Source organism: Streptacidiphilus sp. EB129 (genome assembly GCF_041262645.1).
In the GTDB taxonomy this organism is placed as follows: Bacteria; Actinomycetota; Actinomycetes; order Streptomycetales; family Streptomycetaceae; genus Streptacidiphilus.
This window is the reverse complement of record NZ_JBGCCS010000005.1, coordinates 36,145-49,614: the sequence shown is the minus strand read 5'-3', so window position 1 is coordinate 49,614 and position 13,470 is coordinate 36,145. Positions and strand designations below refer to the sequence as shown.

Sequence of the window (13,470 nt, the reverse complement as noted above, 5' to 3'; positions counted from 1 at the left end):
AAAAGCAAACAGCTCAGCGCCGTGCGACGCCCTCAGCGCGAGCCGCCGCCGCCACAGCCTTGGTCACCGCCGGGGCAACCCGAGGGTCGAACGGGCTCGGGATGACCAGCTCTGCCGACAGGTCGTCGCCGACCAGCTCGGCCAGCGCGTCCGCCGCCGCGATCTTCATGCCCTCGGTGATCCGGGTCGAGCGGACCTGGAGCGCGCCGGCGAAGATCCCGGGGAACGCCAGCACGTTGTTGATCTGGTTCGGGAAGTCGCTGCGCCCGGTGGCCACCACCGCCGCGTACTTGTGCGCGACGTCGGGGTGCACCTCGGGGTTGGGGTTGGCCATCGCGAAGATGAAGCAGTCCTTCGCCATGGTCGCCACCGCCTCCTCCGGGACGGTGCCGCCGGAGACGCCGATGAAGACGTCCGCGCCCGCGAGCACCTCCACCAGCGAACCGGCCAGGCCGCCCCGGTTGGTGAGCTCGGCGATCTCCCGCTTGACGTCGGTGAGGTCGGTCCGGCCGACGTGCACCGCGCCCTGCCGGTCGCACAGCACCACGTCGCCGATACCGGCGCCGACCAGGATCTTCGCGATGGCGATGCCCGCCGCGCCGGCGCCGGAGATGACGGCGCGCAGGTCGCTGAGGGTGCGGTGGGTGAGGCGCGCGGCGTTGCGCAGCGCGGCCAGCGTCACCACGGCGGTGCCGTGCTGGTCGTCATGGAAGATCGGGATGTCCAGGGCCTCCTGCAGTCGCCGCTCGATCTCGAAGCAGCGCGGTGCGGAGATGTCCTCCAGGTTGACTCCGCCGAAGGACGGCGCGAGCCGGATCACCGTCTCGATGATCTCGTCGGTGTCCTTGGTCGCGAGCGCGATCGGGACCGCGTCCACGCCGCCGAACTGCTTGAAGAGGATCGCCTTGCCCTCCATGACCGGCAGGGATGCCTCCGGGCCGATGTCGCCCAGGCCGAGCACGGCCGTCCCGTCGGTCACCACGGCGACCACGTTGGACTTCCAGGTGTAGTCGTTCACCAGCTCGGGCTGTTCCGCGATGGCCGTGCAGACCCGGGCCACGCCCGGGGTGTAGGCGAGGGAAAGGTCGTCGGCGTTGCGCACCGGCACAGTCGCAGTGATCTCCATCTTCCCGCCGCGATGAAGCGCGAACGCGGGGTCGATGGGGTCCTGCTCGTCCACAGGGCGGGGGCTGATGATCTCGGCTGCCACGATGACCTCTTCGTCGTCGTCTGGGAGGAACGGCCGCCACGCTGGGCGACCTGGGCCTCCTGATGAGGGTTGGTTGAGTTTGCAATGCGTCCGGCCAGTGCCGATCTCGACACTAGTCGGGGCGCAGCTGCCGCACCTTCGTCTTTTCGTCCGCGTAACGGGGACTTCATGCGCCATTCCGTCGTTCGATCCGCCCGCACAGACGGAACCGGTTGCACACAGAGCACTCGGACGAGCGACGGCGTGACGCGAAGGTGGTACGGAAGCCGACCGTGCCGACGAGGCGCTCCGGCTCCGGAGCCTGCGTCGTCGGCTTCCGGTCCTCACGCCTCCCGGATCGGTCCCGATCCGGTGGCCTGCTCTCTCAGCGGGGGTCACCCGTTATGGGATTTTGACACACGAAGCGACCGGATTGGGAGCGGGGGGTGGCAAGATTCGATCTCATTCAGCCGTCGCGGCACCGCATAACGGTGTGCAGTCCGCAGCCCCACCAGCTCTACCTGCCCCCAACAGGAGGAATCCTCATGGCTCGCTCGATAGCCCAGCGCCTCGTCGCGACCGGTGCAGTGGTCGCAGCCGGTTCGCTGCTGCTCACCGGCTGCGGCAGCTCCAAGATCGGTGGAAACTCCGGTGCCGCGCCCAACGCCTCGCAGACGGTCAACGCCGAAGGCACCGACGCCGCGCTCGTGGCCCTGCTCCCGGCCGACATCAAGGCCAAGGGCAACCTGACGATCGCCACCGACTCCACCTACGCGCCGGACGAGTTCAAGGACGCGGGCGGCAACGTCGTCGGCATGGACGTCGACCTCGGCAACGCCATCCTGAAGAAGCTCGGCCTCACGGCCACCTGGCAGAGCGCCGACTTCGGCAGCATCCTGGGTGGCATCTCCGCCAAGAAGTACGACCTCAGCCTCTCCTCCTTCACCGACACCAAGGCCCGCGAGGCACAGGTCGACCTGGTCCAGTACTTCAACGCGGGCGAGGCCATCGCCGTACTGGCCGGTAACCCCGACAAGGTCGACGGCAACGCCGCCAACCTCTGCGGCTTCAAGGTCTCGGTGCAGAGCAACACCACCGAGTCCGACGAGATCAAGAACACCATCAACCCCGCCTGCAAGAAGGCCGGGAAGCCGACCGTTCCCAACGACGGCGACCAGTTCGCGGCGCAGACCGACGCCACCACCGCGCTGACCTCCAAGCGCGACCAGGCGATGATGGCCGACTCCCCGGTCATCGACTACGCGGTCAAGCAGAGCAACGGCGTGCTGCAGAAGATCGGCCAGAACTACAACAACGCTCCCTACGGCATCGTCGTCCCCAAGGGCAGCGCCCTGGGCCAGGCCATCGCCGGCGCGCTCAAGGACCTGATCGCGGACGGCACCTACGGCCAGATCCTCACCAAGTGGGGCGTGGACTCGGGTGCCATCACCGCCGACAAGGTCGTTCTCAACGGCGCCACCAGCTGAGTCGGGGCAAAGAACGTGACTATTCCTCAGGAATCTCTGCCTGAGGTGCCGGTGGCGAAGGGACGGCCCGAAGACATCCGGGCCGTCCCCGTCCGGCACCCCGGCCGCTGGGTCGCCGTCGCGGCGATCGCAGTGCTCGCGGCGATGTTCCTGCACGCGATGCTGACCAACGGCGCTCTGCACTGGGACGTCGTCGGACAGGTGTTCACCTACTCGACGGTGATCTCCGGCATGGAGCAGACGCTGCTGCTCACCGTGCTCGCCATGGTGCTCGGCATCGCCGGCGGCATCCTGCTCGCGGTGATGCGGCTGTCGCACAACCCGGTGCTGTCCGGGGTCTCCTGGATGTACATCTGGGTGTTCCGCGGCACTCCGGTGCTGGTCCAGCTGTTCTTCTGGAACTTCCTCGGCGCGATCTTCCCCAAGGTCGGACTCGGCATCCCGTTCGGGCCGACCTTCGTGTCCTGGAACTACAACGACCTGATGCCGCTGTTCACGGTCTGCGTGCTGGGTCTGGGCCTGAACGAGGCCGCCTACTTCTCGGAGATCGTCCGCGCCGGCATCCTCTCGGTGGACGAGGGGCAGGCCGAGGCCGCGTCCTCGCTCGGACTGACCCACGGCCAGACGCTGCGCCGGATCATCCTGCCGCAGGCGATGCGGGTGATCATCCCGCCGGCCGGCAACGAGACCATCTCGATGCTCAAGACCACCTCCCTGGTCAGCGCCATCGCCTTCACCGAACTCACCCGCGCGGCCACCGACATCGGCAACCGCACGCTCTACGTGATCCCCTCACTGATCGCGGCGAGCCTCTGGTACCTGCTGTTCACCTCGGTCCTCTCGATCGGCCAGTTCTACGTGGAGCGCTACTACGCGCGCGGGACCAACCGGGTGCTCCCGGCGACCCCCTGGCAGAAGGTCCGCCAGAACCTCAGCACGCTGCGGCTGCGCAAGCCGGTCGGAGACGCCTCATGACCACCACCGAACCCATGGTCCGCGCCGAGCAGGTGCACAAGTCCTACGGACCGGTCGAGGTGCTCAAGGGCATCGACCTGGAGGTCAAGTCCGGGGAGGTGTTCTGCCTGGTCGGCCCGTCCGGCTCGGGCAAGTCCACCTTCCTGCGCTGCATCAACCACCTGGAGAAGATCAACGCGGGCCGGCTCTCGGTCGACGGCGAACTGGTCGGCTACCGCGAGCGGAACGGCAAGCTCTACGAGCTCAAGGACCGCGAGGTGGCGCTGAAGCGCCGCGACATCGGCATGGTGTTCCAGCGCTTCAACCTGTTCCCGCACCTCACCGCGCTGGAGAACGTGATCGAGGCCCCGGTCCGGGTCAAGGGCGAGCCCAAGCAGGCCGCCCGCGAGCGGGCGCTCGCGCTGCTGGCCCGGGTCGGCCTGGCCGACAAGGCGGGCAACTACCCGTCCCAGCTGTCCGGTGGCCAGCAGCAGCGGGTCGCCATCGCCCGGGCGCTGGCGATGGAGCCCAAGCTGATGCTCTTCGACGAGCCCACCTCTGCGCTCGACCCGGAGCTGGTGGGCGACGTGCTGGACGTCATGCGCGGGCTGGCCGAGGACGGGATGACCATGATCGTGGTCACCCACGAGATGGGCTTCGCCCGGGAGGTGGGCGACGCGCTGGTGTTCATGGACGGCGGCGTGGTCGTCGAGTCCGGACACCCGCGCGAGGTCCTCACCAACCCGCAGCACGAGCGCACCCGCGCCTTCCTGTCCAAGGTGCTCTGACCCGCGGGGTTCTGACCCGCGGGGTTCTGACCCGCGGGGGTCTGACCCGCGGGGGTCTGACCCCCGCGGGGGTCTGACCCGCGGGGGTCTGACCCGCGGCCGCCCCGGTCCCTCCACAGTGGGGACCGGGGCGGCCGCGTGTCCGCACGCCCTCCGGATGCCCCTTCACCACCCTGCGGGCTATGGGTCTTGTCACAGGCGGAACCGTCCGGGCCCCGGGTGCGGTCCAATTGCGCAGGGGGCGTACCGTACTGCCCCGGAACCGGGGGAGTCACCATCATGTCGAACCGTCACCGTGCGGCCCTGGCCGCGCTGTCCGGCCTGGCGCTCGTCGCGCTGCTGGCCGGCTGCAAGTCCACCTCGTCGGGCACCAGCCCGTCCTCGCCGATCTCCGGACTGCCGTCGGGTCTGCCGACCGGCCTGCCCACGGGACTTCCCTCCGGGCTGCCGTCGAACCTGCCCAGCGGCTTCCCGACCGACATCCCCAGCGGTCTCGCCAGCGATCTGCCCAGCAGCTTCCCGACCTCCGTCAGCTTGCCCTGACCTGCCGGCGGCGTAATACCCTGGTAGCAAGCACGGCCATTACGCACTCTCCGTACCGTGGCCGCCCGGCATCCGAGGAGCAACCGTGGAGCTCACCTCCTACGCCGACCTGGCCGTACGGCTGGTGAATACGGAGGAGCCGGCCCGCGGCACGGACCGGCTCACCACCGTGGAGGCGGTCCGCGCACTGTTCACCAGCGGCAGCCGGGGCGTGCGCCTCGCCGACGAGTCCGACCTGCCCCGGCTGCGGTCGGTGAGGGTGCGGCTGCGGGCGGTGTTCGAGTCCGCCGACGAGGGCGACGAGACCCGCGCCGTGAACCTGCTCAACGAACTGCTCACCGAGTACCCGGTCAGCCCGGTCATCTCCGGGCACGGCCTGCTCGACGAGAACGGCCGCCCGGACTGGCACATGCACCTGGGCGAGAACGCCGGCACGGCCACCGCCCTCTTCGCGGCCGGGGCCGCGATGGGCCTGGCCGTCCACCTGACCCAGCACGGCGTGGACCGGCTCGGCATCTGCCAGGCCGCCCCCTGCCGCAACGCCTACCTGGACACCTCCACCAACCGCTCGCGCCGCTACTGCTCCGACCGCTGCGCCACCCGCGCCAACGTCGCCGCGTACCGGGCCCGCAAGCGCGAGGAGGCCCGCGCCGCCGGCGCGTGACCGCGCCGCCCGGCCGGCTGCCCGGTCAGCGCAGCAGCAGCCGGACGATTCCGCGCGCGTACTCGGCCCGGTCGGCCGAGAGCCCGGCGGCGGCCGTCAACTGCTCGGGCTCGACCAGCATCACCAGGAAGGCGTACTGCTGGCAGGAACCCAGCAGTGCCGCCGCCAGATCCGGTGGGCGGAGCTCCGCCGCGATCCGCCCGGCCCGCTGCTCCGCGCCGAGGTAGCCGATCAGTGCCTCGTGGCCGCGGAGCGGCCCGAGTCCCTGCTCCGGCATCTCCCGCCGGATCTGCGCCAGCATCACCGGGTCGCCGTACACCGACCCGGTGACCGGAAGCAGCCGGCCGTAGAAGCCGATCACCGCCTCCGCGGCGCCGACCAGGTTGTCCTCGACCGTCCCCGCGCCGACCCGGCCGAGCAGGTCGAGCATGGCGTCCCTGACCCCGCCCGCCAGCTCGGCCATGGTCGCGCCGATCAGCTCGGTCTTGTTGCCGAAGTGGTTGTAGAGGCTGCCCTCCGACACCCCGGCCGCCCGCGCGATCTCCTTGGTCGTGGCGGCCGCGATGCCACGCTCGGTGACCACGTCGACCGCCGCCGCGAGGATGCGCTCGCGCATCGCCTCCGCCATCTCGGTGCTCCTGTCCCACTGCCGGAACACCGACGCTACCAGGCACGCCGACGATGAGTGAGCCCCCACTCATGCCGCTGAACTCATGCCGCTGACGCCTGCGGCGACGGCGCCGCTACGTGGTCAGCCGGCGGAACGCGCCGAAGCGGCGGGCGAAGGCGTACGGCGCCCGCTCCAGCAGCCGCTCCAGCCATCCGGCCGGGGCCAGCCAGGCCGGACGCGGGCCGGTCCGGAGCAGCACGCGCCCCAGCACCAGGTCGTCCGGCACCACCCCGAAGTCCCTGCTGTCGCCCTCCACCAGGCTGTTGTCCGACAGCAGCCACCAGCCGCCGGGCCGCCGCTCCACCGCCCGTTTCACCACGAACAGTTCCTGCCGCAGCGGGTGCCGGGCCACGACGATCGCGCCGGGGCGCACCCGCCCCCCGTACCGGCAGAGCAGCCGGTCCCCGTGACTGAGGGTGGGGGCCATCGACGGTCCGTCAACGTCCAGCCGTCCGTACCTCCGTGGCGTTCCGCCGCCCTCCGGGGGCTCCTGCGGCAGTACGCCAGAGCCGAGGTCGTGGGTCTGCTCCGCCATGCCGTTCATCCCTTGCCGCTCATCCCGTGGCGCCCTGCCTGTCCCGCCTGCTTCCATCTTGGCCCACGCCGCCCGGAAGTCCACGAACACTACGGCTTTTGTCCTAAGACCCCGACCTGGACGCGATTCGGCGGCGGAAGCGGAGTAATCTCATGGCGGGAAGACGATCACAGGAAAGGGACTTTCATGTTCTCTCGGCTGTTTGCACCGCGGATCACTGTCCACGCCCACTGCGACCTGCCGTGCGGCGTCTACGACCCGGCGCAGGCCCGTATCGAGGCGGAGTCGGTCAAGGCCACCCAGGAGAAGTACCAGGCCAACGACGACCCGCACTTCCGCGCTCGCGCCATCGTCGTCAAGGAGGAGCGCGCCGAGCTGGCGAAGCACCACGTGTCGGTGCTCTGGTCCGACTACTTCAAGGCGCCGCACTTCGAGAAGTACCCGCAGCTGCACCAGCTGGTCAACGACACCCTGAAGGCGCTCAGCGCCGCCAAGGCGTCCACCGACCCGGCGACCGGCCAGAAGGCCCTCGACCTGATCGCCGAGATCGACAAGATCTTCTGGGAGACCAAGCAGGCCTGATCCGGCCTCATATGTCCTGGCCGGCACCAGCACCGCTGGTGCCGGCCAGGTCTGCTTCCCGCCGGGGCCTGATGCGCAGAGACAGGGTCTGATTCGCGGAGACAGGGCTTGATTCGCGGAGACAGGGCGTGAATCGCGGAGACCGCGTGAGGATATGCGGCGCTTTGCATGGTGATGCGGGATTGACACCTGATGCCCCTTGCTACGACGCGCGTCGCACTCCTACGTTCGATCATCGTGCACGCTTCTCCGATGATCAGTGTGATTGTGGCCGCCTACGACCCTCAGGGCGGCCTGGACGACTGCCTGAAGTCGATCCTGACCCAGTCCTTCCGGGACGTGGAGGTCGTCGTCGTCCTCGACCAGTCCCCCGAGTGTCCCGCCGACGTGGTGGACGCCCACGCCCGCAGCGACGACCGGGTCTCGGTGGTGCGGCTGGACGCCACCGTCGGCATCGGCCGGATCCGCAACGCGGGAGCCGAGCAGGCCGTCGGCGACTACCTGCTCTTCCTGGACAGCGACCACATCGTCGGTGGCGGAACGTTCCAGGCGATGGCCGAACGGTTGCGCGCCACCGACGAGCCGGACCTCCTCCTCTTCGGGCACACCCGCCTGCATCGAGGCCGTACCTGGCCCGGCGCCTCCGCGGGGCTGCTGGCCCAGCACGGGAGGGCGTCCTTCGCCCCGGTCGCGCAGCCCGAGCTGTTCGGCGCGCCCGCCTACGCCTGGGACCGGCTGTTCCGCCGCGACCTGTGGACCCGTCAGGCGCTCGCCTTCCCGGACGGTCTCCACGAGGAGGTCGCGGTCGTGTACCGCGCCATGCTCGCCGCCGACCGGATCGCCACGCTGAAGTGGGACTGCGTGCAGATCCGCCGACGCCACACCCAGCACCCCGCCGGATCGCCCGGCGGCACCCACCTCGACGTGTTCGACCGGTACGAGGAGAGCTTCGGCCTGCTGACCGAGCGCCACGACCTGGACGCGGCGGTTCCCTTCCTCTTCACCCGGACGATCCGTCACTACCTCTTCATCCTCAACCTCTCCGGGTGCCTCTCCAGTGCCGAGCGCCCGCAGTTCTTCCGCCGCGCGAGCGAGCACTACCGCAGGTTCCTCCCCGGCAACTACGAGCGCCCCGAGGGCCGGGAGGGCGTCAAGTTCCAGCTCGTCGCGAGCGGCACGTACAGCGCGTTCGAGGCCACCAAGCTCACCACCCTCGCCCGCGGCGTCCTCGGCCGCGGGAGGTAGCACCCATCGCTGTGGTGACGCACCGTAGCCGGACCCCGGCCGGACCGTGGGCGCGGCTGGAACGCCCTCGGGATTGTCGGAGCCGAGTCGTAGGCTGCATGCATGATCCGTCCCGCCGTCGCCAGCGACATCCCCAGCATCCACGCCATGGTCCGCGAGCTCGCCGACTACGAGAAGGCGCTGTCCGAAGCCGTGGCCACCGAGGCTCAGCTGCAGGCCGCCCTCTTCGGCCCGAACCCGGCCGCCTTCGCGCACATCGCCGAGGACGACGGCACCGGTGAGACCGTCGGCTTCGCGCTGTGGTTCCTCAACTTCTCGACCTGGACCGGCGTGCACGGCATCTACCTGGAGGACCTGTACGTCCGGCCGGAGGCTCGCGGCGGCGGCCACGGCCGGGCGCTGCTCGCCCAACTGGCCCGGATCTGCGTCGAGCGCGGCTACGGCCGGATGGACTGGTCGGTGCTGGACTGGAACGAGCCCTCGATCGGCTTCTACAAGTCCCTCGGCGCCTTCCCCCAGGACGAGTGGACGGTGTTCCGGCTCACCGGCGCCCCGCTGGCCGCGCTGGGCGCCGCCCCGGCGGCCGGGTGAGCGGAATCCGGCCAACCGGACCCACGATTTTCGTCATGCCCGTTGCCACGCTGTGTAGATGACGGCTTACCATGAGTCACCCACTCCCGGGGGCCGTCGGCGGCGGCCACTGCCAGGCGACAGCGCACCGAGGATCGCGGTAGCGTCACCAGTCACCAGCACTGCGCAACAGCACTGTGAGAGCAACCGCGGCGGCGGCGACGCCCGCCGCCGCGGCGCAACACCAACGGAGGTGAGGGTGTCCCAGATCGACGGCGAGCCCGACGCGAAGGACTTCGTCGAAGTCCGGCTGCCAGCGGCGGGTGCCTACCTCTCGGTCCTGCGTACCGCGACAGCGGGCCTGGCCGCGCGGCTCGACTTCACCCTCGACGAGATCGAGGACCTGCGGATCGCGGTCGACGAGGCCTGCGCCATCCTGCTCCAGCAGGCGGTTCCCGGCAGCGTGCTGCGCTGCGTGTTCCGCCTGGTCGGCGACTCGCTCCGGGTGACCGTGTCGGCCCCGACCACCGACGGACGCGCTCCCGAGCGCGACACCTTCGCCTGGACGGTGCTCTCGGCCCTGGCCGGCGAGGTGGAGTCCACGGTGGCCGAGGACCGCACGGTCTCCATCAGCCTGCACAAGAAGCGCGGGGCGGGCCCCGGTCAGCCCTGAGGGCCTGATCGACCTGACAATCCAGTAGATCCCGGAGCGAACAGAACGGGGGATCGCCATGAGTGATCTGGACCGCACCAACAGTGCGGGGCTGGAGGCCGCCGGGCCCAGGCCGGGTACCGCCCGGCCGGTCGTGCCCGCGCAGCCGGGCGGGCCGGGAACGACCGGCATGGCGTCATCCCCGGTATCCGAGCACGCCGGGGCGGAACGGGCGGAGGACAACAGGGTGCAGTCGGAGTCGGCGGCCGGAAAGCCAGGAGCCGAGGAGCCGGGCGTCGGGAAACCGGGCGTCGGGGAACCGGGCGTCGGGAAACCGGTGGTCGGGGAGGGCGACGGCCTCGACAAGGTCGACGTCGACCACGGCGCCGGCACGGAGCTCAGCGGGGACGCCGGGATCGACGCCGACGTCGAGCTCGGCGCCGACCTGGAGATCGGTGCCGGGGCGGAGCTCAGCGGCGAGACCGATGTCGAGGCGGAGCACGCCCCCGCCGCCGAGCCGCACGTCTGGGGTGGTGGCCGGCCGTCCACCCCGCGCCACGGCGCCCCGGACCGTGAGGCCGCCCGCGCGCTGTTCGTCCAGCTCGCGGCCCTGCCCAAGGACTCACCCGAGCGGGTGGAGCTGCGCAACCAGCTGGTGCGGATGCACATCCCGCTGGTCGAGCACCTGGCCCGGCGCTTCCGCAACCGCGGCGAGCCGCTGGACGACCTGACCCAGGTCGCCACCATCGGGCTGATCAAGTCGGTGGACCGGTTCGACCACGAGCGCGGGGTGGAGTTCTCCACCTACGCCACCCCCACCATCGTGGGCGAGATCAAGCGGCACTTCCGCGACAAGGGCTGGGCGGTACGGGTGCCGCGCCGGCTCCAGGAGCTGCGGCTGTCGCTGACCACCGCCACCGGCGAGCTCTCCCAGCAGCACGGCCGCTCCCCCACGGTGCACGAGCTGGCCGAGCGCCTGGGCATCTCCGAGGAGGAGGTGCTGGAGGGCCTGGAGTCCGCCAACGCCTACAGCACGCTGTCCCTGGACGTCCCCGACACCGACGACGAGTCGCCGGCGGTGGCGGACACCCTGGGCGCGGAGGACGACGCCCTGGAGGGCGTGGAGTACCGCGAGTCGCTCAAGCCGCTGCTGGCCCAGCTGCCGCAGCGGGAGCAGCGGATCCTGGTGCTGCGCTTCTTCCGCAACATGACGCAGTCGCAGATCGCGGCCGAGGTCGGCATCTCCCAGATGCACGTCTCCCGCCTGCTGGCCCGCACCCTGGCCCAGCTCCGCGACAAGCTCCTGCTGGAGGAGTAGGCACGAACGCCCGACGGCCGCGGGCCGGGGCTCCTGCCTGGAGTCCCGGCCCGCGGCCGTCCCCTGCTCGGCGGCTCAGCCGTGGCACGGCGCGGTGGCCGTCGGCCGCCGTGCGTCGCCTACGCGTCGGTCGCGGGCCAGAGCGCCGCGGTGGTGCGGGGGTGCAGCAGCAGCACCACGCCCGCGATGCCGACGAGGCCGACCAGCACGCCGACGGCGATCTGCGCGCCGCCGTTCTGGACCGTGAAGTAGGTGACCGCCAGGCAGAGGGTGTCCACCAGCACCGCCGGGCTGCGCCCCCAGCGCCTGACCCGCAGCAGCGCCAGGCCCGCGGCCAGCGGCAGCAGTCCGAGCAGCAGCACCACGAAGCCGCCGAACTCGGTCAGGCCCAGGCCCGTGCGCGGGTGCGCGGCGACCAGCCCCTGCACCATCAGGGCGACCCCGTAGGCGGCGATCAGGCCGCCCTGGAGCAGCGCGACGACGGCGCCGGTGGTCAGCGTCCAGGGCCGGCCGGACCCGGTCGTGGCGGCGGGACGGGCGGGCAGCGAGGCATCAGCAGTCACGCACCCAGGCTAGCCCCCGCGCCACCACGTCCCGCCGTGCCCCTCCCGGAGCTCATACCTGCCGGTAGGTAAGCTGACCGTATGCGTGCCCTCCTGGTCGTCAATCCGAAGGCGACCACCACCAGCGGCCGGACCCGCGACGTGCTGGCGCACGCGCTCGCCAGCGACCTGAAGCTGGAGGTCGCCGGGACCGAGTACCGGGGGCACGCGCGGGACCTGGCCCGCGACGCGGCCGCCTCCGGGACCGTCGACCTGGTGGTCGCCCTCGGCGGCGACGGGACGGTCAACGAGGTCGTCAACGGACTGCTGGCCGAGGGCCCGTCCGAACACCTGCCCAGACTCGCGGTGGTCCCCGGCGGCAGCACCAATGTCTTCGCCCGGGCGCTCGGCCTGCCGAACGACCCGGTCGAGGCGACCGGGATGCTGCTGGACGCGCTCTCGGCGCCGGGCGGGAGCAGGGAGCGCACCATCGGGCTCGGAAGGGCGTCGACCAAGGGCCTGCCGGAGCGCTGGTTCACCTTCACCGCGGGCTTCGGCTTCGACGCCGGCGTCGTGGGCCGGGTCGAGCAGCACCGCCGCAGCGGTCGCCGGTCCACCCACGGGCTCTATCTGAAGCAGGCGGTGCGGCACTACATCGGCGAGCGGGAGCACCGCAGAACCGGGCCGATCACGCTGAGTGTTCCCGGGGCGGAACCGGTCGACGGGCTGGTGGTGTCCATAGTGTCGAACACATCGCCGTGGACCTTTCTCGGCAACCGCCCGGTCTACGCCTCGCCCGAGGCGACGTTCGAGACCGACCTGGATCTCTTCGGACTCAACCGGATGTCACTCGTCCAGACGCTACGTACGATCCCGCAGCTTCTGGACGCCTCCGGGGCCGGTCCGCGGGGCAAACATGTGGTCGCTTACCACGACCTGGCGGAATTCACCTTGCATTCGCAGGAACCGCTGCCATTTCAGGTCGACGGAGACCACCTTGGAGAGCGGAACCAAGTCAGCTTCTCAGGCGTTCGCCGCGCACTGCGTGTGATTGTGTGACTGGGAGAGCGGAAAACCCTTCTTCTCGAACGCGCGACCCCCTTCACTCCATCGAAGTACAGGTTGTGACCTAGGCGACACCAAGGAATCAAAATTTCCTACCTGAAGGGGGTTGTATCCAGAGTCGAGGTTTGCGAACCTTTACCTGGCGATCGGGACAGTCCGTTACCGGACATCCGCCTGAGTCGCCCGAACCCACTCTGCAACGCCGCAGGCGCCCTGTGTCGACCCATCCGTCGGCCCTGCGCCCGCCCCAGGGTTCGTGAAAGCGTTCACATTCACAAGCTACCGATGCGCCTGCGGGACAACCCCGTTGGCGGGAGGAGTTGGATCACCATGGACTGGCGCCACCGCGCTGTCTGCCGGGAAGAAGACCCCGAGCTGTTCTTCCCCATCGGCAACACGGGGCCCGCCCTGCTGCAGATCGAGGAAGCGAAGGCCGTCTGCCGTCGCTGCCCGGTCATGGAAAGCTGCCTGCAGTGGGCCCTGGAGACCGGCCAGGACGCCGGCGTCTGGGGCGGAATGAGCGAGGACGAGCGTCGTGCGATGAAGCGCCGCGCCGCCCGCAACCGCGCGCGCACCGCCTGAGCTGCCTCAGCCGCAGCTCCACAGCACCGCCGCACCACCGAACCGCCGCACCACAGCTGATCAACCCTTGATCGAGTGCCCTGA

The 13,470-nt window shown here is 70.4% G+C and carries 16 protein-coding genes; 12 read left to right on the top strand and 4 right to left on the bottom strand.

What is annotated here, in order from left to right:
• Window positions 1-13: 13 nt before the first annotated feature.
• Entirely contained in the window at window positions 14-1,210 is a 1,197-nt protein-coding gene (locus ABH925_RS08060) for an NADP-dependent malic enzyme (protein ID WP_370146430.1), read from the bottom strand.
• A gap of 524 nt (window positions 1,211-1,734) precedes the next feature.
• Between ABH925_RS08060 and ABH925_RS08055 the strand changes: the two genes are divergently transcribed.
• The 5 genes from ABH925_RS08055 to ABH925_RS08035 all read left to right on the top strand — a co-directional run bounded on the left by ABH925_RS08055 (window position 1,735) and on the right by ABH925_RS08035 (window position 5,625).
• The gene (locus ABH925_RS08055) at window positions 1,735-2,676 is read left to right on the top strand and encodes an ABC transporter substrate-binding protein (RefSeq protein ID WP_370146429.1); all 942 of its coding nucleotides are present in this window, start codon (window positions 1,735-1,737) and stop codon (window positions 2,674-2,676) included.
• 51 nt (window positions 2,677-2,727) lie between these two features.
• Complete coding sequence (locus tag ABH925_RS08050) at window positions 2,728-3,651, top strand: amino acid ABC transporter permease (RefSeq protein WP_370146428.1); 924 nt, start codon at window positions 2,728-2,730, stop codon at window positions 3,649-3,651.
• On the top strand, window positions 3,648-4,418 hold the full coding sequence (locus ABH925_RS08045; protein ID WP_370146427.1) for an amino acid ABC transporter ATP-binding protein: 771 nt from the start codon (window positions 3,648-3,650) through the stop codon (window positions 4,416-4,418). Before ABH925_RS08050 ends, ABH925_RS08045 begins: the two co-directional genes overlap by 4 nt.
• A 279-nt stretch (window positions 4,419-4,697) precedes the next feature.
• Window positions 4,698-4,961, top strand: coding sequence for a hypothetical protein (locus tag ABH925_RS08040; RefSeq protein ID WP_370146426.1), 264 nt, complete (start codon window positions 4,698-4,700; stop codon window positions 4,959-4,961).
• Window positions 4,962-5,046: 85 nt separating this feature from the next.
• Entirely contained in the window at window positions 5,047-5,625 is a 579-nt protein-coding gene (locus ABH925_RS08035) for an ABATE domain-containing protein (RefSeq protein WP_370146425.1), read from the top strand.
• 25 nt (window positions 5,626-5,650) lie between these two features.
• On the opposite strand, the gene ABH925_RS08030 is transcribed toward ABH925_RS08035, so the two are convergent.
• Entirely contained in the window at window positions 5,651-6,253 is a 603-nt protein-coding gene (locus ABH925_RS08030; protein ID WP_370146424.1) for a TetR/AcrR family transcriptional regulator, read from the bottom strand.
• 115 nt (window positions 6,254-6,368) lie between these two features.
• Window positions 6,369-6,830: a nickel-type superoxide dismutase maturation protease gene (sodX, locus tag ABH925_RS08025; RefSeq protein WP_370146423.1), complete on the bottom strand. Its 462-nt coding sequence runs from the start codon at window positions 6,828-6,830 to the stop codon at window positions 6,369-6,371.
• Between the two features lie 186 nt (window positions 6,831-7,016).
• Between sodX and sodN the strand changes: the two genes are divergently transcribed.
• The 5 genes from sodN to ABH925_RS08000 all read left to right on the top strand — a co-directional run bounded on the left by sodN (window position 7,017) and on the right by ABH925_RS08000 (window position 11,197).
• The gene (gene sodN / locus ABH925_RS08020; RefSeq protein WP_370146422.1) at window positions 7,017-7,412 is read left to right on the top strand and encodes a superoxide dismutase, Ni; all 396 of its coding nucleotides are present in this window, start codon (window positions 7,017-7,019) and stop codon (window positions 7,410-7,412) included.
• 252 nt (window positions 7,413-7,664) lie between these two features.
• Window positions 7,665-8,657, top strand: a complete 993-nt coding sequence (locus tag ABH925_RS08015) for a glycosyltransferase family 2 protein (RefSeq protein WP_370146421.1) — start codon at window positions 7,665-7,667, stop codon at window positions 8,655-8,657.
• Window positions 8,658-8,759: 102 nt separating this feature from the next.
• Window positions 8,760-9,248 carry an N-acetyltransferase family protein gene (locus ABH925_RS08010; protein WP_370146420.1) on the top strand — a complete coding sequence of 163 codons (489 nt, stop codon included), beginning with the start codon at window positions 8,760-8,762 and terminating at the stop codon, window positions 9,246-9,248.
• A 238-nt stretch (window positions 9,249-9,486) separates the two neighbouring features.
• Window positions 9,487-9,900, top strand: a complete 414-nt coding sequence (locus ABH925_RS08005) for an anti-sigma regulatory factor (protein WP_370146419.1) — start codon at window positions 9,487-9,489, stop codon at window positions 9,898-9,900.
• A gap of 169 nt (window positions 9,901-10,069) precedes the next feature.
• The gene (locus ABH925_RS08000; RefSeq protein WP_370146801.1) at window positions 10,070-11,197 is read left to right on the top strand and encodes an RNA polymerase sigma factor SigF; all 1,128 of its coding nucleotides are present in this window, start codon (window positions 10,070-10,072) and stop codon (window positions 11,195-11,197) included.
• A gap of 119 nt (window positions 11,198-11,316) precedes the next feature.
• Here ABH925_RS08000 and ABH925_RS07995 read toward each other — a convergent pair whose 3' ends face one another.
• Entirely contained in the window at window positions 11,317-11,760 is a 444-nt protein-coding gene (locus tag ABH925_RS07995) for a hypothetical protein (RefSeq protein ID WP_370146418.1), read from the bottom strand.
• A gap of 81 nt (window positions 11,761-11,841) precedes the next feature.
• Here ABH925_RS07995 and ABH925_RS07990 point away from each other — a divergent pair, with 81 nt between their 5' ends.
• Together ABH925_RS07990 and ABH925_RS07985 are read left to right on the top strand one after the other, a co-directional pair.
• Window positions 11,842-12,798 (top strand): diacylglycerol kinase family protein, encoded by a 957-nt coding sequence (locus tag ABH925_RS07990; RefSeq protein ID WP_370146417.1) that lies wholly within the window; start codon window positions 11,842-11,844, stop codon window positions 12,796-12,798.
• A gap of 336 nt (window positions 12,799-13,134) precedes the next feature.
• Window positions 13,135-13,386: a WhiB family transcriptional regulator gene (locus tag ABH925_RS07985; RefSeq protein WP_030257455.1), complete on the top strand. Its 252-nt coding sequence runs from the start codon at window positions 13,135-13,137 to the stop codon at window positions 13,384-13,386.
• The last annotated feature ends 84 nt before the right edge of the window (window positions 13,387-13,470 follow it).